Origin of the sequence: Natronolimnobius baerhuensis (genome assembly GCF_002177135.1) — an archaeon.
GTDB lineage: Archaea > Halobacteriota > Halobacteria > Halobacteriales > Natrialbaceae > Natronolimnobius > Natronolimnobius baerhuensis.
The window spans coordinates 315,860-334,730 of sequence record NZ_MWPH01000002.1 but is presented as its reverse complement, the minus strand read 5'-3'; the positions used below and the strand labels follow the sequence as shown (position 1 = coordinate 334,730).

The following is an 18,871-nucleotide window of genomic DNA, read 5'->3' as shown; positions in this document are numbered from 1 at the left end:
TCTAACGTCGATATCGACTCCGGTTTCTCGCGGGTAGTGATCATGTAGCCGTGCGTGGACCCAGAGATAACACCTCGAGGGATTCAAAACCCATTTTACCGGCCACGTCGCAGAACCAGTATGTTACTAACCGTCTCCGGCCCGCCGGGCAGCGGGAAGAGTACGACTGCGGAGTTGCTTGCTGATGCGTTCGATCTCGACCACGTCAGCGGTGGCGATATCTTCCGTGAACTGGCCGATGAACGCGGCTATACGCCTCTCGAGTTCAATAAACTGGCCGAGGAAAACGACGAGATCGACCGCGATCTCGACCGCCGTCTGCGCGACATCGCGGTGACAGAGGACGATCTCGTCCTCGAGTCACGACTTGCGGGGTGGCTCGCAGGCGACGAAGCCGATTTCAAGTTCTGGCTCGATGCGCCGGCAGCGGTTCGGGGCGAACGGATTGCCGACCGCGAGGACAAAGATCCCGTTCGTGCGACCGAGGAGACAAAAGCACGCGAAGCCAGCGAAGCCCAGCGCTACGAGGACTATTACGAGATCGATATTCGCGATCTGACGATCTATGATCTCTCAGTCAACACTGCTCGCTGGAACCCCGACGCAGTGCTCGATATGCTCGTGACTGCCGTCGAGGAGTACGACGATGACGGCGACGAAGGGAAAGCTGACCTTGACCTCGAGTACGAGTTCTGATCGATGACTGAACTGCGTGGTCCACCCGACGACCGCTCGCCCGCCGAACTCCTCAGCTTCGGCGTCGTCAACCTCGATAAACCACCAGGGCCGTCCTCTCACCAGCTCAGCGGCTGGCTTCGCGATGCCGTCGACGACACGCTCGCCGACCGCGGTGTCGATACAACGATTGATCGCGCTGCCCACGCGGGGACGCTCGATCCGAAAGTCACCGGCTGTCTCCCGATCATGCTTGGTGATGCAACCCGGCTTGCACAGGTCTTTCTCGAGGGGTCGAAAGAGTACGTTTCCGTCCTCGAGTGCCACGGATCGATTCCGGCCGATGCCGAGTCGGTGATCGACGAGTTCGAGGGGCCGCTCTATCAGAAGCCACCGCGAAAAAGCGCCGTTTCGCGTCGCCTGCGCGTCCGTGAAATCTACGACCTCGACTTACTCGAGCGAAACGACGAGGATCGCCAACTTCTGCTTCGCATTCGCTGTGAGAGTGGCACCTACGTCCGGAAACTCTGTCACGACCTCGGACTGGCGCTTGGCACTGGCGCACACATGGGGCATCTGCGACGAACGGCGACGACGCCGTTTGACGACCGCGACCTGCACACTCCCTACGAGTTTCTGGATGCACTCGCGTTCTGGCTCGAGGACGACGACCCCGAGCCCCTGTTCGACATCGTCGATCCCGCTGAACGGATTCTCGAGGACCTGCCACGCGTTCTGATCGCCGAAAACGCCGCCCGCGAAGTCGCACACGGTGCGCCGGTGTACGAACCGGGCGTGCTCGAGGTCAGTGATGATCTCGAGTCTGGTGATCTCGTTGCGTGTTACATGCCGAATGGGGCCGCGATCTGTCTCGGCGAGTTCGTCGGTGACCGTGACGGCGAGGCGACGGACGGCGTGGCGGTGTCGCTCGAGCGCGTGCTGGTGTAGCCTCGAGTCCGCTTGAGGGCTGTTTGGGGACGATGAGGGGCGTGAACGGCAGCGAAACGACACGCTTAAACAGCAGACGGCCATCGAATACGATACGGGACCGTGGGGTAGTGGTATCCTCTGCGGATGGGGTCCGTAGGACCCGAGTTCAATTCTCGGCGGTCCCACTCGAAATTATCTAAGTGTTCATCCGTGGGGTTCTCAGCCCCCTGAGACACCCGAAAATCCAATTCTCGCTTTTGAGATATTTCTACTTAGTCAACAGTATGGCCGGAGGTGGTCGGCGTGACGGTCGCACCGTGGCCGTCGACCGGCACCGGATCGACATGCCTTCACTGCGAGAGACACGTTTCTGACCGCTTCAGTCGCGTCTATGGCGATAATCAGAACCGAGTTCACCGTTGCTCGAACTGCGATTCGTACCGGCGACTGACTCGAGGCTCTGCAGCTGGGAAAGCGCTCGAGATTCCAGACCCAGAGACGGCGAACGGCCACCAAGGGGGTGAGTCCGATGTCTGAGTTCGTCCGGGCCAGCCGCCTGTATCACGTCTCGAGTCGGACGCCCATAGCCCATCCAGCCCATCAAGCGAGCGACGACGACGTTCGCCGTTCGCTCGAGGAACGGGAAGTTCGGGCAGACGGCGGGACTGCCTCGAGCGAGCAGCACGTTCCAGTTCGAATCGACGGTGCTCGAGTCCCTGCGTTCCAGATTGATCGGATCGACGACGACGTGATCGTGCACGTTGAGGTCGCGTCTGCGGTCAGTGAGGGATTCGATTTCACCGGTATCTGGCGGTGCAAGCGTGCTACCATCGAGACACCTGGGATACAGTTCACAGCGACGATCACCGCATGTAGTGTCGAGCACGGCATTGCGGCGATTCGATTGACCGACCGTGAGACGCTCGAATCGAACGGTGGTTCCCGATGACGGTCGCCGAGAACCGCGAACGCGGCCACTACGTCGAATCGGCTGCCTGCGAACGGTGGCCCCTCGAGCGTGTCGACGACGACCGTGCCGAATGGCACGATCTCGAGTTCGTCCAGGACGTGATCGGCGAGCAGGTCGGCGTGATCGCAACGGTTGGCGAGGTCGCCGAGGCGAAGTCGTGTTACGAAACGTACGACGACCGCGCCGGTCGCTGGTGGATTCGCCGCGAGAATCACGAGCGCCTGGTCGACGCGAACGGCTGGTACATTCTCGTCGTCCTCGAGCGCGACACCGACGAGATACTACGTATTTCGCTTACTCGAGCGAAGACAGTTGATCGAATCATTGGCGGCAGTTGGTGGGACTGCGGCAACGGTGGCCGCAGCGCCGAGCAGTACCGACAGATCACTTGGACAGCCGTTTTCGACGACCTTCGGGGGCCACAATGACGGTTCACACGACCTACTTCGGTGGTCTCTCGCAGTACGGGCCAGCCGCGGACGTCGACGTCTTCGGCGTGGTTCGGTATCCGAAGGACTTCGTGGACCGGGTGACTGATCGGAATATCCCGGCCGTTGCCCCGCCCAACGACCTGCTGGATGCGTACAAGACGGTCGAAGAAGCCGCCGAAAAGAACGACGAGCCCAACCCAGCGGCAATCGCCTGGGATTCGGTGAGCTACGAACCGCGGTATCTGCAGTACCTCGAGCGAGACGGCCCCCAGGCGGTGATCGATGAACTCGCCGACCGCGCTCGAGAGTGTGATATCTGGCTGGTGTGCTGGGAGAAAGACGCTCGCTGGTGTCACCGGCGACTGCTCGCGGACGTCGTCGCCGGTCGCCTCGAGGACGTCGAGGTCGTTCATCACCCGGACCCGTCAACAATTCCGATAGCGACTGACAGCGAAAGCGGCGAGAGTAGCGACGAGACGGCTACGCTGCAGGAATTTGCGGAGGCTGGAGGGGACTGATGCACCGCTTGATTGCCCGCGGTTCTGAGCTACGGGACTCGTCAGCGCCTGGCGCTGGCGACGATCAGGAGGTGCGCCGATGAGCCAGGTCGAAACGACGCCCCACGAGATCGAGGGTCGCTGGAAGTGGCCCGACTGGGGTCGCGGTCCCTACGACGCGCTCTCGTCGGTCATGCTCGGTGATCCGTTCGAAGGCTACCTCGAGTTGAACGTCGAGATCGACGGCGAGCCGTGGCTGTTGAAAGTCAAGTACAGCCAGTCCGGGTTCGCGCCGCGGCTGAGCGACGGAATCAACGCCGAACGCCTGTACGAGTGGGATATCGTTGGGCGCGGGCGCGGCGAGCGAAAAGCGTCGTTCAACATCTCGCCCCGATTCCCGGACATGCGCCACTGGGAGACCGGCGAGCCGATCAACCTCCCCTGGGAAAACCAAATGGGCGAGGTCGACGGTGTCGACGTCGAATTCCACCTGAGTAACATCGAAGCCGACCGCGGCCTCGAGTTGTTGCCAGCGTTTTTCGAAGAGATCTTCGAGCACGCCGGCGAGCGAATCAATTCCGAGTACTTGCGGGCAGAGCCGCACGAAGCCAGCCGAATGTGGGCGTACGAACGCTATGTTCGTATCCAGCGTGAATGGGCTGAGAAACTGTCTTCGGCGGGTGTGCTGCAGAAGGTCGTTCACTATCTCTCCGACCTGGAGGGAATCAAAGCCGAGTTGCATCTGGATAATAAGGAGGTGATCAACCACCAGAATCGGCTGTTTCTCGACCCTGCGTCGGCCAGCGAGCTACTGCCGGGACACACCTACGGACGAAAGTTCGAGATCTACCAGCTGAAAGACCCCGATGCGGTGTCGAAAGACCACCCGTCGTATCACCCGAAAGTCGAGGTCTTAGTGAACAAGGCGAACAACGACGGGAATGCATGGGCATGGGCTGACAGACACGAAGTCACCGAGCAGATCGAAGAGACGCTACTGAACGCGCTGCATTGGGAGGATATTCCGCTGGCACCCGATGGCAGCGGCGTGTACGTCGCTGACGATCACTTCGACGCCGTCGCCCGTGACGATCCAGTCGAACTCTACGAAGACCCGACACCCCGACTCGAGTCGAAGACCGATCACCTGCTAATGACCACGCTGCGGGATATGAGCGACACCGCTCGCGAAGTGACCGAGACGGTCGCGACGGATGGACACGGCACTGTCGACGGGCTGGCCGACGAGTTGGGCAAGCACCCGGCGACGATCTACCGCGCCATCGAGGATCTTGGAGACATCCTCGAGCTTGACCAAGGCGAGATCTCGTTCCGAGCGCGCAAGTACCAAGAGGAACTGCGCGCGCTCGTCGAGTCGGCCGAGTACGCAATCGAGAGTTTCGCCGACCGAATTCAGCACGTGATGGGCCTGGCCGATCACGTCGCCGAGTCGTCGCCGTTCCAGCAGTGGCTTGCCGAGAACGGCGCTAAAATCGACTTTGACGAGCAGGGCAACCCGAAGAAGCTCCGTGTTGACGCCGTGCTGTCGATGCTGAAAGGCGATAGCCTCGAGAACGCCCGCGAGGTCGCACAGGAAGCAATCGACGCCTGGCGGCACTCAGGGAACGACGTCGTGCTGTTCAGTCAGGTGCCGATGATCTGGCGGACACCTGGCGGCGGACAAGACAGCCGACGAGTCGGTTCGCTCGCCGACTGGTAGAACCGCCCTCCTGAGTGGCAACGCTGTTCTGATACCTGTTTTCAGCAAGTTTACTTGCGTAAGAGCGGTGCTTAGTCAATTCTGGTTGTAGTTTTCTGCTCGAGGGCGGGGTCGCCGCGCCGATCCCGCCGCACCGCGTGCGGGGTCGTTTCGCGCGAAGCGCGAAAACCCCCTTGGCGTGTGTCCCCAAGGGGACAGAGCCGAAAAAATACACCGCCCCCGCCCCACTTCCGCACGCAGATCTCCAGTTGAAGCACACGAAACAGAGGATCAATACAACAGAGATATGATGTTGTATATTCAGTGGTATTTTATACTTGATAGAGACCAATCAATATAATGCCTGACCAAGAGCTACTACTATCACTACTCCAGTTTGTAGGATTAGTTGCTCCTGCTATAGCTATTTTAATGCAAGCACTCATGTCCTTTCATGATTCTATGGATATCAATAGGAGTGGATTTCCTTTAGAATTAGAGTTACTCACAGTAAGCTTGCTGATGATAGTTAGTGGAGGGATAGTGATTGGTGTCAGTCTCCTCTCTCAATTAGATAATCCTTTAGTCATCTTAGGCACAGGACTGACATTTTTATCACTTTTGTTTGTAATTGGGGCAATAATAACTACAATTATTAGAAGTGCATGGCTTAGAAGTTCTGCTGACGATTTCAAAACACATCTGCTGAATCTGACATCTATACTTTATTACATTTTTGTCGCATCGTCTGTCAATATATTCTTCTTTGGATTGGCCCTCTGGGCATTCTGGACATACTTAGATCCCCACCTGCAGTATGGAATATTTGCTCAATATGGACCAATCACACCGACAATGGTAGTTGGAATTATATTGCTGGTCTTATTCATGAGATCAATTATGGTGAAGTGGGAGGAAGGAATCCTATTTAGAACAGATAATCAGATGGTTATCAAATACTCTTTCGTAGCTTCCCTATCTTTGATTGTATTTGCAGTTGTATTCATCTTCCCTTCCATCCTAATTATCGCCATTTTTGAATTGATACCTGATCATATAATTTCTCTTGATGAATCACACAAGGTATATAATATACCAGTGGTCTGGTCAATCTTCATTTTAATCCTAATCTACGCTATACCGCTTAATCTTCTTGATGAAGAGGAGATTGAAGAATACGACCTACACAAAGACAACTAACTCGTTCATATCCGAATCGGTGTCTTTCTCTACATTATCTCCCAGTAAATCCCCAGGGGTCGCACGTCGGCAAACCACGTTTCCCGAATATGCACACGAGACGACGAACCCCGTGTGCATATTGGTCGGTGATCGGGCTGCCGATCTACCGAACCACTCTGGTTGACTGATAGAAACACCCCCGTTTTGGGCTGAATGGGCTGGTTCAGTGAGTCGAAAAAACTAGGATTTTGGGGGTCGTGTGTACGAGCATGCGAATCAGAACTGACGGCGACTACGCCTACCGGAACAGCGCAATCGAGCGAGCAGCGGACTTCTACGACTGTAACAAGACGAAAGCCGTCGTCTCTGCTTGCGAGGACGTGCCCCTGCTCGTCGCAGCCGCACGCCAGGTCCTCGAGCGCGACGACCTCACGCACGAGCAGCGCCAAGAGATCGCCGAGACACTGAGTACTCGAGTGACGAGTTTCAAGGTCAAGAAGGCCGTAACCGTTGATCGGGACTAGAGGGCTGTTGATAGTAAATTCCCAATACAGAGGTCAACCGGCAAATGTAAGACCTAGTGCACTATTGATATGATAAGTGATGGTGGGGCTGAAGGACGATTGGCCGAAATGGGGGGCTCTCACTCTACTGCTGATCGGGTTATCCGGAGCTACCTACTGCCTCAATTACACAATCTCCGGCACTGGGGTATCGATTCTAAATACCTTGGCTAGGGCCCAGGCAGCGATTTTCGCTATTGTATTCTCTGTCCTCATCCTTGGTGTTCAGTTGTCTGCTTCCAGTTACTCACCACGGCTTGCCTCCTCGTTCAGCTCCGATCCAGCCTACAAATGGGCTGTTGGAATATTCGCTATCTCAATTGGCTTCAACATAGCCGTCCTCTTCCTCATTGATCTCTTTTCAAATTTTCAGTTGACCGTTTTGGTCCTCACAGCATTTCTCCTAGCCGTTGGCGCGTTCTGGACTATGTACGAATTCGTTGATGAAACACTTGAGAAAACGACTCCAGAAGGGATTCTCAATCAAATAAGTGATAATTTGACCTCTGAACACATAATCTCTGTATCAGAGGCTTCAACAGGAGATCCGACTGACCGAGATCCTTTCCTCACCCTGATCTCAGTCATTCGCTCTTCAATAGAACAATCTGATCGGGTTAGCGCCAAATTCGGATTAGATATACTCGCTGATCGAATTAACAACTTATTGAAAACGGGCTCAGAGGATATTTTCGAAGAAGAATCTCCCGTAGACGAATCATTGGAGGGCGTCTGCGTGGATCAACTAGCTCACATTGTTGAAGATGCCATAGATGAAGACTTGACCCAGACCGCGGTAGAAGTCACGAGTACAGCGGAGTCGATTGGTGAAACAGCGATTGAGGAGGAACTAGAACGGCCCCTTGAGCACGTTCTTGAGGGCCAAAGTGATCTAATCGACTTACTTGGATTTGCACCAGATGAGGAACGTGTTCGGCGGGAGGCTATCGACACGTCTCGTAGATTGATCTCGGATTCAATCGATGCTGAGTTGTGGTATCCGGCAGCGGTCGGAATCAGGAGATTGGGTTGGATATCTGCAACTTCAGTGATAAAACGTGATGCCGACCAGCGACAAGATGAACGGTACACCACTCTATTGATCAATGGGTTCCCGAAATATTTGAGGGATGTACTCCAGTCCGACAAAGGACTCACTGAATACCAGACTACCGCATGGTTCTATAGATCAACAGGAGATGTTGACCCAGCCGATTTGCTAAGTTGGGCATGCTACGAATCGATAACCGAATTAACCTCTGCGGCCGTAAGGTACGAGATCAAAACTGATAGACAGTTTCTCAACTGGCAGCACGCGAGCCACGGGTGGGTGGAAGGTTTCGAAGAACTATACGAGTCAGATCTAGAGAACCTGACTCAGATATGGATGGGGACAGCTCTCTACTTAGACTATCTTGAGTCAGAAACTGGCTCAAATATCTTGAATGGTGCTGATCTCAAGCGCCTATACATGAAGGACTATGGCTTTACAGTGGATACTATTGATGCTATTCTGGATGGAGACATTGACGTGAGAAGGCGGATGGACTATTACCCGGGAGGACCGAATCCGGTCGATCTTGGCGGCATTAACTATACTGTGCCGATTATCAGAGATCCCGACCAGACATTCCAAGAGTTCCTTGAACATCAGAAATCGGTTTATCAAACCGTAGGTCAATCATCAGGAGGACGTGTTGGTGGTTTTGGGGATCCTGATTTGGATGATTTGAACGACAATAAAGAGTGATTTGGAGATAACTATCGAGGGATATGGAGTGCAGCATAGATTCTGAAACCTGTCTCTGGTTTGGAATCACAACAAGACTAAATTAGAAGATGTCGCCGATAGATATCTTTGATTGTTGAGTTCCACGGTGATCGCCGCCCCCGTGCCACCGAAGCAGCGGGAGATCGCACGCTCGCACCATTTTGTCTTTGACGACAGTCAACCCCGAGCGGCCGTGTGGCCGGTAGACGACGAAACAGTACCAGCCGTCGTTCCGTCGTAGCTTGTCGTGATAGGCCCGATAGACCTTGAAATTCCCCGGCTGGCCGTTACTGTGCTCGAGCATGGTGCTCTTAATCTCGACGGGTGTGCCGTTCTGGAACGTCGCATCGTGCCAGCTGCAGCGGGCGAGTTCGAACCGACGTTTCCGCGCCATGCGCTTCTCGCAGATCGTTCCGAAGTGATTCGCGCGTTTTGATCGATTCATCGGTTTCTAATTCTGACCTTCTGCATAGGTCACTGGTTCGGACCAGACCCAGCGCGTTCGACCAGGGCGAGTGAGCCACCAAACCGCTGGCGGGAGATCGTCGTCGACCGGCCAGCGAGGCTCACATTCGCACGCGCCTCGCGCGCCGTTATATATAAACCTCCGCTGGCTGTGAGACGAGCGTCGCGATGGGCCGAGCCTGCGAGGCCCTGGCGGGCCACGCAGCCCATGTCTAAAGGGGGGACGGTTGCGCTTTACAGCGTTACATCCCGACGCCGTCATGCGATCACCTGTTCAACAGTGGAAACCCAGTTTGCCTTCTCGCCGCCGTTGTCGATGTCTTTCCACCAGTTTCCTACGGTAGTGTGACTGTACGGGACGAATTCGGCGGTTTCGCGTGGGGACATGCCCTGCCGTCGGCATTCCTCCATTGTCCACGCAGCGACCTTCTTGATGTCCGTTTCGGCGATTGCGTCGTCTTCCTTGTCGCCGCTGCTCGGCGCTTCCCAGTTCCAATCGGCTTCGTCCTTGGTGTTGTAGTTCCAGTCCGTCGGTGGGATACCCTCGAGCGGTCGCGGATCGATACCTTGGAGCGTTCCACCGGAAACGCGGTCTGCGACGATAGCGCGTTTCTGCGACTTCTTTTTGATAATCGTGCCGACGCGCCAGAGCATCGGGTGAATCGACGACTCGCCGTGAGCAATGTAAATGAGTGCGCCGCCGTACTTGCGGATCTTGTAGACGAGCGGCCCCATCTTCTGGCGGACTTTGTGACCGTCTTCGCCGGTTCCAGAGGCATTGCTCGAGAATTCGTCGCCGATGAATAGCTTCGGTTGCTGGCTGTTGTGTACCGGGTCGCCGTCTTGGGTGACCCACTCCTCGAGGAGCGGGTAGTGCGGAATCCAGCCGTCTTCGACGCTGCCGTCCTCTCGCACCCAGCGGTTGATCCGGTCGAGCGTGCGGATGTTGCTGCCGACGAGCAGATCACCGTCGACCCATCGCTCACGGAGCTGACCCAACAGCCCAGCGAAGTCGGTCTTGCCCGCGCCCATCTCGCCCAGGAGGACGATCACGGGTGCCGGTCCGGCGACGATCTCCTGCAGCCTGGTGACCGCTTTGATCCCAGCGAGGTCAGCCTCTTGGGAGGGGTCGCCGATATAGTGTTTCAGCGTGAGCGTATCGCCGTTCTCGAGGGCGTTGCGCGCTGTCTCGCTACCCTCAGCTTTCAGGATTTTGCGGTTCTTGCCGACCGCCAGGTAATCTTTCGAGGCCTTGCCGTCCCAGCGGTCGACGTCGTGGTGAATCGCTCGCATCGTGAGCTGGCGGTCGACCTGCTCGTCTCTCACGAATCCCGAGTGTGGCAGCACTTCGTCGGGGTCGCGCTCGAGGTTGCCATCTTGCCATTCGCGAAAGCCACCGACCGCATATGCTTCCTGTTCGTTCGTGCCGCCGTCGGTCATCAACCGCTGCCCGTTCTTGCGGTACTCGCGCCTGGTGCTCATCGCTTACCACGCGCTCGAAGCGCCACGAGGGTTGCGAGGTAGCTGTTTCGTTGCTGTTCGACTTCTCGGTGAGACTTGTGTAGTTCCCTGAGTTCCAGCCGTTGTGCGGCCGTCAGTGTGTTCGCGTGCTCGCGCTCGCGGATGCGGTCCTCGAGTCGCTGTCGTTCGTCGTCACAGACGGTGTAGAGTTTACGTAGCGTGTAGGTCATTCCTCAGTTCCTCCATCGGTTGCGGCTTGTTCTGCGGCCTGTGCGCGCGTCTGTGGTGGCCCGCTGACGGTGTCGATGCCGTGCTCGTCGGCGTAGTCCTCGACGTAGCCGTTCACGTCCTGAATCCCATCCGTCGCGTTCTCTTCCGCGTCTGCTCGAGCGTCGTCGAAGCGAGTCTTCACAGCGGTCTTCGGATTCATCATGCCGCGCTCGTCGGCTTCGGCTTCTTCGTTGACGACGTCTTTCTGAATCTGCAGCCCCATCTTGCTGATTCGACCGCGGAGTCGGTTCGCTGCCAGAAACTCTTCGACGAGGTCGCCGTGAATGTCCTCGAGCATGGCTTTGATCGTGATTAGCTTCGAGTCGGCCATCTGGCTGAAGTAGCAACCCCGAACGATCAGGGTTTCAGTGTCCTCGTGCCACTCGAATTCCCGAACTTCGAAGTCCGAGCCGTCGTTGACGGTATACGGCGACGGGCCTTCGACGGTCTTGTTCTGCCAGATTTTGGGTTCGACGTACCACTTCTCGCGGGTGTCAGTGACGCCGTTGATGTGGTGAACGGTCACCATACGGCGTTCGCGGATCTTCTTGACGAGCCAAACGAAAAAGCCGAACAGCGCCGGCCCGAACAACAGCGCCGACGCGAAGATCCCGATTGCAATCGGTGGCACAGCTGGGAGCGACGGCCGGAAAATCACCAGCGCCGCGCCGAGGCTGAACAGTACGCCCAAGAGTAGGATCTGTGCCTCAGCGGCCAGATACGTGAATCGGTCGCGCCAACTGCTGAACGTCGCGCTCGTGGTCGCGCTCATGCACGGATCACCCCGCTTTCCTCACGCCAGAGCACGAACCACGTTGCCGCGCCGGACATGCTGACGGCCATGATCATGCCGGTGAACAGCCCGGATTCGCCGCCGAAGTACTGTAGCGGGTTCTCGTCGCTGCTTTCGTCCATCTCCGTCGACAGGCGAACCGACTCGCCGTTGACCGTGACGGTGACCGACTCGCCGCCCTGGAAGGACTCGACGGCCATTGTCGCGACTGTTGTTTCCGTTCGGGAGAGTTGGTGACTCGTCTCGGGGACGTGAACCGCGCCACCCTGACCGATGCCGGCGACGTTGTCGGAGATCGACGCCCAGGCGGTCATGTCCGACTCGAGAGCGACCTGTGCGGTGCCGCCGGTGATCTCCCAAGCAACGATGCGGGTCTGGTTGGTGAGTGCGATTCGCTCCTGGTGCTCGAGCGTGTCGGCCAGCGTTTCGTCGTCGACGGTCTCGGCGGTCTGCTCGAGGTCGCTTTGGTTGGCCGGTGCAGTTGCGTTGTCCTGTGCGGCTGCGCCCATAACGCCCATGCCCATCGCGCTAACCAGCGTCAGCACTACCAGCACGGTTGAAAAATGGAAAAGTCGAATCATGGTCAATTCCCGGCCAGATAGCCGATACCGAAGATTCCAGCGAGCACGACGAGTGCGCCGACGATTGCGCTGGCGACGTCGCCAACGCTCCCATCGAAGTCGGGCAGGAAGCCGCCGCCACCGCCACCGCTGTCGCCCTCGAGGTCGACGACGATCTCGTGCTGTTGGTCGGCTATTTGCTGTTCCAACTGGTTGATGTCCTCGCGCGCTGCTTGCATTTCCTCCCAGTTGTCCGGCGGTTCCTCAGTCTCCGTCTGCGACCATGTGAGTTCGTCGTCTTCGACTACCTCACCGTCTTCGACGCGTTCCGCGTTGACGATCTCGAACGGTTGTTCGATTTCTCCGAGTTCGCTCGATTGCTGCCCGTCGTCGTCAACGACGTGAAACGCATACCAGAACCGGGATTCAACCGTGTCCGGGTCGACCGTTTGGCCGACTTCGAACCCTCCGCTCGGCATCGGATGCGCGTACAAGTTTCCGGTCGATTCGACAGGTTCGCCGTCATCGTCCAGTTCCTCAGGGAACCGAAGCCTGACCGTCTGCGCCGAATGCGGAAGCCCGAGCGCGGCCAGCGAACCGCCAGCGTACGGGAACGTGTCTTGATCGCTCGCCATCTCTGCCAGCATGCCGGCAGTCAACACGTCCTCTGGATCCGTGTCGTCGTCCTGCAGGTCGTCCCAAACCGACTCGAGGAAGGTCTCAACCTCTGCAATCGTCTCCTCGTAAAAATTGACATAGTCGTTAAAAGCGACGTTTATATCGTGATGTCCGTATAGATTGGCGTACTCATCCGCGGTCACTGGAGGGCTGATCTCCTCTTGCGTCTCCTCATCAAGATTGTCATAGTCATCGTAAGGGAATGGACCAACACTAACAAGCTGACAAGAGGATCTTTCAGGCCCCTCGACTGAAATGTCATCTCCAACGTGATAAACTCCATCCTCAAATTCCGGACCGATCGAATTGAGATGTGGAGCCAGAGTGCGTTTACCATCTGATGTCCCAATATCATAGTCAACATCCTCGAGCCAGGTGAACTCGAGAGTTACCTCGCGTCCGTCGAATAGCGAATAAGTAAACTCGTCCGTGCCCCAATCAGCGATGTCTTCGATCTGATCTCCCCCCCAATAGAAGGGCTCCTCAATATCCACATCAGTGATATTCTCGAAATCTCTGAGAAGGTTCTGGAACGTCCCATCTGCGTGTGCAGCGACTCTTAACAGCGACTCAATCCCGTTCGATAGCATCTCTGCGAGATGATCCGCTGCAGCGTCGATGGACTCCTCTTGGGTCGCTCCCTCGTCGGCCTCGAGCACGGCCTCGACTGCCGCCTCGTCGTAGGCGTTCGATTTGCCGAAATCAACGAAATCAGACACGAACCCCATCATGTTGAGGTCCTGCGCCTCGTGTTGAATCGCCGACTCGTACGCGTCTGCCCAGAGTCCGAGCCGCTGCAGTGAACTGAACTCATCGGACCCGCGCAACTCGTCGTCATCGAATCCGACACCCAGAATAATTCCAGAACTGGCCGCAAGACCGACACCAACGGCGAGAGCCGGAAGCGCAGCCTCGGCACGGCCAACCGGCGCGTACTGGGGAGCGACCTTCGATCCACCCGCGCCGATCACGCCGACGGCCGCCGCGCCGGTGCCGACTCGCTGCAGGTAGCCCCGCCTCGAGCAGGTGGACGTCGACGACTCGTCGTCGCGGTCGCCCTGGTCGCCGCGCTCGAGATTGTCACGATGGGCTGTGGGCTGTGGGCGTGGGCTACTCGACATGGATCACCTCCCGGCGGATGCCGACCTTCTCGAGCGTACTCACGATTCGATTCGCCAGCGGACTGTCCCCGAAGTTCTCGAGGACGATTCGTGGTTCAGTAGTGGTTGTACTCATTGAGATCACCCGAGGTAGGAGACGGCGACGGTTGCGCCGGAGACGTACAGGAGCGCCGCGACCTGCATGAGGTCGTGCCACATCACTAGCGCCTCGACGGCCGGGACGAAGACGACACCCAGCGGCAGGGCGATAGCAACCGCAATTACGGCGATTTCGTACGAACTGTGATCCGTCTGCAGGTTCGCGACGTTGGTCGCGAGCACCCAGACGCTCGAGAAGACGGTGACGATCAGCGCGACGGAAATGTTCGCGCTCGCAATCGTCCAGATCGGGTCCGTGAAATCGTAATTCCCGAAGACGTTGACCTGCCAGGTGAAGACCTTGAAGATCATCGAGGCCATGATCGGGAGGATGATCAGCGCGCCGATGTCGATCAGGTCCACTTCGTTATTGTCTGTGCCACTGCCGAGCGCAATCGATCTAATTGCTGCCATTGTGCAACGACACGGGCTGTAACACGTCGGATAAAAAGGGTCCGCAAAACCTTGGTGGGGCCTTGGTGATACCTTGGCAAAACCGATAGTCAGCAACCTTTATACCAAGGTAAGTTGCCCGCCCTCTATGGCACTGAACAAATTGCGGCAGCTAGATCGGAACTCGATGGGCGTGACGATTCCAAAGGATGATCTACGGCTCGAGGGGTTGGTCGACGAAAACGGTGAGTTACAGGATGAGTATCACCTTCATGTTCGCCACATCGACGATGGGGAATGGAAACTTGAACTTGTTAACGAAATATGTATATAAAATACAATATATTATGTAATTATTTCTGCACTTGCTACGATTAATAGAGAGGGAAACCACCCCTTCTAAAAGGGTTGGTTATGCAGTGTTGAAACTAAAGTCGAATTCTTCACTTGCGACTTGCGTTTCTGTGTCGTCCCCTTCAATTACCGCAATTGCAGTAACCGTTCCAGATGGACTGTTAACATCATCCATATTAACATCTTCTCCGTCACCAAGTGTGACCACGTCACCGACTCCGAGTTCAGTCATCTCATCACCTGGGTTTCCAGTGTCGTAGAAGTCATTCTCGCTTACACCGTCGTACCAGTCGGCATTGGTTACAGAGCCGCTGAGGTTGACATGATCAGAGTTTCCTATCGATGTGATTTCTACCTGAATCACCTCGTCGTTCTCGTCAACCTCAATTGTTACACCGGCCTGGGCTTCTTGACCAACACTATCTCCCAGATCAAGCACGAAGGCTGCAATCACGGCCGCCAGAATGACAGTTATCGCGACCATGAGGATGACACCAATAACTGGTGAGACAGCTCGCTCTTCCTCCGAACCGACTATTTTTGATCGAAGCGGTTTCAGATCCATTTTTAGTCGAAGTCGTAGCTTTCACTAGCTACCTGTGTTTCGGTACCATCCTCTTCAATTACAGCAATTGCAGTGATTGTACCTGAGCCATCTAGACCACTACTCGAATCATCGTGGATCGTATGTACATCTCCCACTTCTAACCCTTCGTCACCATCTACATCATCACCATCTACAGAATCAAAGTCATCTATAGCGTTGCCACCGAGATTAACGTGATCTGCGTTCCCAAGGGACGTTACCTCGACAGTGATTCTCTCCTCACCGTCGGTATTATCAACGTCAATTGTCACACCAGCCTGTGCTTCCTGCCCAACACTATCGCCGAGGTCCAGCACAAACGCGGCAATCACGGCCGCCAGAATGACGGTTATTGCCACCATGAGGATGACCCCGATCACTGGAGACACGGCTCGCTGTTCCCCATCACCAATTAGTCTGTCGCGTACGATTTTCAAATCCATGTATTATCACACGCCGTGAACGGTCGGAAGGATTATCGCTGACACCACCAACGCATTACACGCGTTGAAGGGTTGGGAAACTGCCCATCCCAAGCACCCTTCCATCGTTCTTCTCTGGCGCTGGTAACAACCAGTGAACAGTGACTATATATAATTTGTCCATAGTGTATCTCAAAAGCGAAAATCAGCGAACTGAACGGTTTCAACCCTGAGAATCAGGCACCTGTAGAAGGCCTACAACACCCCCTTGAAGACGCCTCAGTCTTGCGATTTCTGAAAATAGCCCTCGAGTCGGCAGCTACTTGATACCACACTCACGACACGAGAGTATGTCCGACCGCGCCACTAGTCTTGTCTCCGAACCGGACTTTGCGGCGACCTACGATGGGGGCGCATACGACGACGCGTACACTGCGGTCGACCAGTACCGGCGCGTCCGAACGTACCAGGCGGACAACCCAGACAAGGGCTATACCGCAATCTCGAACGCGCTCGGCTTACCGACAGGGCGCGTTCGGTCGTGGACCGACGGCAAGACACCGAATGTCGTCGCCGGACTCCGAACTGCACGTGACCGGGAGTGGCTCGAGGTCGGATACGACGACGAGCAATTCACCGCGCTGAACGCACTCGTCGCGAACGTCTATTCCGGCGGGTCAATCCTCAAAAATTGGCAGCCCACCTTCGTACTGAACGAACGCGGGTATCACTCGCACGTGATCGACGCGCTCGAGTTGGCCGGTGTCGGCCACACGGTCCACGAAGAGGCTGACGAAGTGAGCGGGCCTGTCGTCCGGCCCGGTGACGACGGCGCTATCTTGGGCCGTGTACTGCACGTGTTGGGGGCACCACTGGGAAAGAAGAGCGAACTCGAGGACTTTGCCCTCCCCTGGTATCTCGAGGACGCGCCCGTGGACGTGCGTGAGTTGTTCGTCCACAGCTATCTCGCGAACCGTGCGTACAAAGACTCGAGCAGTGATTCAGTCCAAATAATCGAAGAGCGACCGAACGGCTACCGGGAAGCGCTTGCGACCCTCATCGAATCCGTTGCAGGTGAACCAGTCCGGGCTGGCGAGGCCTCGGTAACGATCTCGGCCGACGCTGCTCGAGCACTGGAACTGTAGCACGCCTCTCGAATCTGTCTCGACCATCTAGTTTTATTACCTGACTGTTACTGCAGGTTAGGTATGATAACCGATGCTCGAGCCCTCGAGACGACGTATCTCCCCCAGGACCTCGAGCACCGAGACGGGCAAATCAGTCAACTCGCGGCGGTGCTCGACCCGATTACGAACGGACACAGTAGCGACCACGCGCTGATTTTCGGCCCCTCGGGCTCAGGGAAGACCACGCTCGCGAAGTACGTCGTGCGGAAGCTTCGCCAGGAGTCCTTCGGCGTGCGGCGTGCGTACTGGAACTGCATGTCAGGATCAGCGAAAACCGACGTCTTGCACGGGTTCGCCCAAGACTCAGGAATTGGAACACACCTCTCGAGAGACGGCACCGGCGCAGGGCGGTTTATCGACGAGTTTCGACATACCGACGACCACATCGTCGCAATTCTTGATGAGGTCGACGTCCTCGAGGACGAAACCCTGCTGCTCGGGCTGGGTGACCTGCCGAACGTGACGATCATTGCGATTACAATCGACGAAGACGACTTTTTCGCGAATCACCAGCTAAACGGCCGCGTTAAATCTCGCTTCTCGAGCGCGGAGACGCTGTACTTGCGCAAGTACACGCACATCGAACTGGTCGATATCCTCCTGGCACGAATCAACGCCGGCCTTCGACCCGGCGTGATTGCGATGGATGTTATCGAATACATCGCCGATCTCGCTGCTGGGGACGCACGCGAGGCAATCAAACTGCTCGAGAAAGCCACCCGCCGAGTCGCTCGCACCGAGCGCTCACAGATCGAACTCGAGGATATTGATGCGGTTCACGACGAAGCCCGCCGTGATCTACACCAAGATCACATCGACGCACTGGGGACGCACAAGCGGTTGCTGTACGATATTGTTGACAGTGCTGGCGAGATCGGCGTGACCGAACTACACGCGACGTACGAAGAGCGCGCCAGCAAGCCGAAAACCGCCCGGACGCGGCGGCGCTATTTGTCGACGCTCGTCGAAAAGTATGGCATTCTCGAGGCGGTGGGCAATGGGCGCGGAAAAACCTACTACGCTCCTGAACCCTAAGTCGGTCAGTCCTGCTCGAGGTCGTCTGCCTCGAGATCGCCCGCCAGGTACGCACGACCTTTGTTGGTAATCTTGTACGGCGAGCCTTTCCCGTCGCCTGCCTTTTCTAACAGCCCGTGGTCGGCGAGTGTGGACATTCGACGGGAAAACGTACTCAGACTCTTATCCAGCATCCCGAATTCGGTGACGACGTTGTAGTGCACAGCGCCGGGCTTGAGAGCCACCGGGTGGCCGTCAATCTCGAGTTCGTGTAGAAACTCGAGGATGGAGTCGTCAACTTCGTTCATCCACGGCACCCGGGGACGCATACCCCTCTGTTCTGAGGTTCGTTTCTTAGTCGCACCGATGAATTTCCTACATGCATATCTCTATCCACTTGTGCAAGTTCTATTGCATAGATTTAAGTTCTATCGCTCCAGTCGGATGAGCAACGAAAGCCAGACGGACCCGCCGCTGCCCGGTCGGGTCCTCGGTAGAAGTCGCGGACCCGGTGTTTGTGGCACCGGCCCGCCTGGCCTTCGTGAGACTGCACGAAAGCATGCAAACACGCAACCCGCGGGGGATTAAACTTCCCGCTCGAAAGGCGCATCGCTCGCTCACTGACACACCGGCCGAATGTCCGGAAAGAGATTCAGCTACCACCGCGCTGTACTGCGGTTTCGAGTTTTCCGGACACGTTCCGGCCACTTC

The 18,871-nt window shown here is 56.6% G+C and carries 24 protein-coding genes and 1 tRNA gene; 14 read left to right on the top strand and 11 right to left on the bottom strand.

From position 1 onward, the window contains the following. Window positions 1–120 precede the first annotated feature (120 nt). The 11 genes from cmk (at window position 121) to B2G88_RS07880 (ending at window position 8,697) form a co-directional block, all read left to right on the top strand. Window positions 121–696: a (d)CMP kinase gene (gene cmk, locus B2G88_RS07930; RefSeq protein ID WP_054863425.1), complete on the top strand. Its 576-nt coding sequence runs from the start codon at window positions 121–123 to the stop codon at window positions 694–696. A 3-nt stretch (window positions 697–699) separates the two neighbouring features. Continuing rightward, window positions 700–1,623 (top strand): RNA-guided pseudouridylation complex pseudouridine synthase subunit Cbf5, encoded by a 924-nt coding sequence (locus B2G88_RS07925; protein ID WP_087714471.1) that lies wholly within the window; start codon window positions 700–702, stop codon window positions 1,621–1,623. Window positions 1,624–1,719: 96 nt separating this feature from the next. Then, window positions 1,720–1,790, top strand: a tRNA-Pro gene (locus B2G88_RS07920). Between the two features lie 109 nt (window positions 1,791–1,899). Continuing rightward, window positions 1,900–2,142, top strand: coding sequence for a DUF7563 family protein (locus tag B2G88_RS19880; protein WP_054862777.1), 243 nt, complete (start codon window positions 1,900–1,902; stop codon window positions 2,140–2,142). Next, window positions 2,135–2,554: a hypothetical protein gene (locus tag B2G88_RS07910; protein ID WP_054862778.1), complete on the top strand. Its 420-nt coding sequence runs from the start codon at window positions 2,135–2,137 to the stop codon at window positions 2,552–2,554. The genes B2G88_RS19880 and B2G88_RS07910 overlap by 8 nt, the downstream gene beginning before the upstream one ends. Then, entirely contained in the window at window positions 2,551–3,003 is a 453-nt protein-coding gene (locus tag B2G88_RS07905; protein WP_054862779.1) for a hypothetical protein, read from the top strand. Before B2G88_RS07910 ends, B2G88_RS07905 begins: the two co-directional genes overlap by 4 nt. Beyond that, window positions 3,000–3,524, top strand: coding sequence for a DUF488 family protein, N3 subclade (locus tag B2G88_RS07900; RefSeq protein WP_054862780.1), 525 nt, complete (start codon window positions 3,000–3,002; stop codon window positions 3,522–3,524). The genes B2G88_RS07905 and B2G88_RS07900 overlap by 4 nt, the downstream gene beginning before the upstream one ends. 79 nt (window positions 3,525–3,603) lie before the next feature. Further along, entirely contained in the window at window positions 3,604–5,223 is a 1,620-nt protein-coding gene (locus B2G88_RS07895) for a DUF7845 domain-containing protein (RefSeq protein WP_087714470.1), read from the top strand. A 339-nt stretch (window positions 5,224–5,562) separates the two neighbouring features. After that, complete coding sequence (locus tag B2G88_RS19055; protein WP_140408828.1) at window positions 5,563–6,402, top strand: hypothetical protein; 840 nt, start codon at window positions 5,563–5,565, stop codon at window positions 6,400–6,402. Window positions 6,403–6,653: 251 nt separating this feature from the next. Further along, window positions 6,654–6,908: a DUF7692 domain-containing protein gene (locus B2G88_RS07885; RefSeq protein WP_054862813.1), complete on the top strand. Its 255-nt coding sequence runs from the start codon at window positions 6,654–6,656 to the stop codon at window positions 6,906–6,908. 82 nt (window positions 6,909–6,990) lie between these two features. Beyond that, window positions 6,991–8,697 carry a DUF2254 family protein gene (locus B2G88_RS07880; RefSeq protein WP_176393200.1) on the top strand — a complete coding sequence of 569 codons (1,707 nt, stop codon included), beginning with the start codon at window positions 6,991–6,993 and terminating at the stop codon, window positions 8,695–8,697. Between the two features lie 82 nt (window positions 8,698–8,779). Here B2G88_RS07880 and B2G88_RS07875 read toward each other — a convergent pair whose 3' ends face one another. From B2G88_RS07875 to B2G88_RS07845, 8 genes are all read right to left on the bottom strand, one after another. Next, window positions 8,780–9,163 (bottom strand): hypothetical protein, encoded by a 384-nt coding sequence (locus tag B2G88_RS07875; RefSeq protein WP_054862783.1) that lies wholly within the window; start codon window positions 9,161–9,163, stop codon window positions 8,780–8,782. Between the two features lie 278 nt (window positions 9,164–9,441). Next, window positions 9,442–10,665 carry a P-loop NTPase family protein gene (locus B2G88_RS07870; RefSeq protein WP_176393199.1) on the bottom strand — a complete coding sequence of 408 codons (1,224 nt, stop codon included), beginning with the start codon at window positions 10,663–10,665 and terminating at the stop codon, window positions 9,442–9,444. Continuing rightward, window positions 10,662–10,874, bottom strand: a complete 213-nt coding sequence (locus tag B2G88_RS07865; RefSeq protein WP_054862784.1) for a hypothetical protein — start codon at window positions 10,872–10,874, stop codon at window positions 10,662–10,664. Before B2G88_RS07865 ends, B2G88_RS07870 begins: the two co-directional genes overlap by 4 nt. Further along, window positions 10,871–11,686, bottom strand: a complete 816-nt coding sequence (locus B2G88_RS07860; protein WP_054862785.1) for a hypothetical protein — start codon at window positions 11,684–11,686, stop codon at window positions 10,871–10,873. Before B2G88_RS07860 ends, B2G88_RS07865 begins: the two co-directional genes overlap by 4 nt. Next, on the bottom strand, window positions 11,683–12,252 hold the full coding sequence (locus B2G88_RS07855; protein WP_054862786.1) for a hypothetical protein: 570 nt from the start codon (window positions 12,250–12,252) through the stop codon (window positions 11,683–11,685). The genes B2G88_RS07860 and B2G88_RS07855 overlap by 4 nt, the downstream gene beginning before the upstream one ends. A 38-nt stretch (window positions 12,253–12,290) precedes the next feature. Next, window positions 12,291–14,066, bottom strand: a complete 1,776-nt coding sequence (locus tag B2G88_RS07850) for a hypothetical protein (protein ID WP_087714468.1) — start codon at window positions 14,064–14,066, stop codon at window positions 12,291–12,293. Beyond that, entirely contained in the window at window positions 14,056–14,181 is a 126-nt protein-coding gene (locus B2G88_RS20070) for a hypothetical protein (RefSeq protein WP_281253857.1), read from the bottom strand. The genes B2G88_RS07850 and B2G88_RS20070 overlap by 11 nt, the downstream gene beginning before the upstream one ends. A gap of 5 nt (window positions 14,182–14,186) precedes the next feature. Beyond that, window positions 14,187–14,618, bottom strand: coding sequence for a hypothetical protein (locus B2G88_RS07845; RefSeq protein ID WP_054862790.1), 432 nt, complete (start codon window positions 14,616–14,618; stop codon window positions 14,187–14,189). Between the two features lie 127 nt (window positions 14,619–14,745). On the opposite strand from B2G88_RS07845, the gene B2G88_RS07840 reads away from it, so the two are divergent. After that, complete coding sequence (locus B2G88_RS07840) at window positions 14,746–14,931, top strand: hypothetical protein (RefSeq protein WP_054862791.1); 186 nt, start codon at window positions 14,746–14,748, stop codon at window positions 14,929–14,931. Between the two features lie 78 nt (window positions 14,932–15,009). Here the strand turns inward: B2G88_RS07840 and B2G88_RS07835 are convergent, their stop codons facing one another. Both B2G88_RS07835 and B2G88_RS07830 read right to left on the bottom strand, forming a co-directional pair. After that, the gene (locus B2G88_RS07835) at window positions 15,010–15,516 is read right to left on the bottom strand and encodes a type IV pilin (protein ID WP_087714467.1); all 507 of its coding nucleotides are present in this window, start codon (window positions 15,514–15,516) and stop codon (window positions 15,010–15,012) included. 2 nt (window positions 15,517–15,518) lie between these two features. Then, window positions 15,519–15,980, bottom strand: coding sequence for a type IV pilin (locus B2G88_RS07830; protein ID WP_054862792.1), 462 nt, complete (start codon window positions 15,978–15,980; stop codon window positions 15,519–15,521). A gap of 329 nt (window positions 15,981–16,309) precedes the next feature. On the opposite strand from B2G88_RS07830, the gene B2G88_RS07825 reads away from it, so the two are divergent. Further along, the gene (locus B2G88_RS07825; RefSeq protein WP_054862793.1) at window positions 16,310–17,104 is read left to right on the top strand and encodes a hypothetical protein; all 795 of its coding nucleotides are present in this window, start codon (window positions 16,310–16,312) and stop codon (window positions 17,102–17,104) included. 63 nt (window positions 17,105–17,167) lie between these two features. Continuing rightward, window positions 17,168–18,181: a Cdc6/Cdc18 family protein gene (locus B2G88_RS07820; RefSeq protein WP_054862794.1), complete on the top strand. Its 1,014-nt coding sequence runs from the start codon at window positions 17,168–17,170 to the stop codon at window positions 18,179–18,181. 5 nt (window positions 18,182–18,186) lie between these two features. On the opposite strand, the gene B2G88_RS07815 is transcribed toward B2G88_RS07820, so the two are convergent. Beyond that, the gene (locus B2G88_RS07815; protein ID WP_054862814.1) at window positions 18,187–18,468 is read right to left on the bottom strand and encodes a helix-turn-helix domain-containing protein; all 282 of its coding nucleotides are present in this window, start codon (window positions 18,466–18,468) and stop codon (window positions 18,187–18,189) included. Window positions 18,469–18,871: the final 403 nt, after the last annotated feature.

Coding starts and splice junctions, on each gene's coding strand:
- cmk (WP_054863425.1), top strand. CDS start 121: ATGTTACTAACCGTCTCCGGCCCGCCGGGCAGCGGGAAGAGTACGACT.
- B2G88_RS07825 (WP_054862793.1), top strand. CDS start 16,310: ATGTCCGACCGCGCCACTAGTCTTGTCTCCGAACCGGACTTTGCGGCG.
- B2G88_RS07895 (WP_087714470.1), top strand. CDS start 3,604: ATGAGCCAGGTCGAAACGACGCCCCACGAGATCGAGGGTCGCTGGAAG.
- B2G88_RS07815 (WP_054862814.1), bottom strand. CDS start 18,468: ATGAACGAAGTTGACGACTCCATCCTCGAGTTTCTACACGAACTCGAG.
- B2G88_RS07870 (WP_176393199.1), bottom strand. CDS start 10,665: ATGAGCACCAGGCGCGAGTACCGCAAGAACGGGCAGCGGTTGATGACC.
- B2G88_RS07875 (WP_054862783.1), bottom strand. CDS start 9,163: ATGAATCGATCAAAACGCGCGAATCACTTCGGAACGATCTGCGAGAAG.
- B2G88_RS20070 (WP_281253857.1), bottom strand. CDS start 14,181: ATGAGTACAACCACTACTGAACCACGAATCGTCCTCGAGAACTTCGGG.
- B2G88_RS07840 (WP_054862791.1), top strand. CDS start 14,746: ATGGCACTGAACAAATTGCGGCAGCTAGATCGGAACTCGATGGGCGTG.
- B2G88_RS07860 (WP_054862785.1), bottom strand. CDS start 11,686: ATGAGCGCGACCACGAGCGCGACGTTCAGCAGTTGGCGCGACCGATTC.
- B2G88_RS19055 (WP_140408828.1), top strand. CDS start 5,563: ATGCCTGACCAAGAGCTACTACTATCACTACTCCAGTTTGTAGGATTA.
- B2G88_RS07830 (WP_054862792.1), bottom strand. CDS start 15,980: ATGGATTTGAAAATCGTACGCGACAGACTAATTGGTGATGGGGAACAG.
- B2G88_RS07850 (WP_087714468.1), bottom strand. CDS start 14,066: ATGTCGAGTAGCCCACGCCCACAGCCCACAGCCCATCGTGACAATCTC.
- B2G88_RS07885 (WP_054862813.1), top strand. CDS start 6,654: ATGCGAATCAGAACTGACGGCGACTACGCCTACCGGAACAGCGCAATC.
- B2G88_RS07820 (WP_054862794.1), top strand. CDS start 17,168: ATGATAACCGATGCTCGAGCCCTCGAGACGACGTATCTCCCCCAGGAC.
- B2G88_RS07905 (WP_054862779.1), top strand. CDS start 2,551: ATGACGGTCGCCGAGAACCGCGAACGCGGCCACTACGTCGAATCGGCT.
- B2G88_RS07835 (WP_087714467.1), bottom strand. CDS start 15,516: ATGGATCTGAAACCGCTTCGATCAAAAATAGTCGGTTCGGAGGAAGAG.
- B2G88_RS07900 (WP_054862780.1), top strand. CDS start 3,000: ATGACGGTTCACACGACCTACTTCGGTGGTCTCTCGCAGTACGGGCCA.
- B2G88_RS07910 (WP_054862778.1), top strand. CDS start 2,135: ATGTCTGAGTTCGTCCGGGCCAGCCGCCTGTATCACGTCTCGAGTCGG.
- B2G88_RS07925 (WP_087714471.1), top strand. CDS start 700: ATGACTGAACTGCGTGGTCCACCCGACGACCGCTCGCCCGCCGAACTC.
- B2G88_RS07865 (WP_054862784.1), bottom strand. CDS start 10,874: ATGACCTACACGCTACGTAAACTCTACACCGTCTGTGACGACGAACGA.
- B2G88_RS07845 (WP_054862790.1), bottom strand. CDS start 14,618: ATGGCAGCAATTAGATCGATTGCGCTCGGCAGTGGCACAGACAATAAC.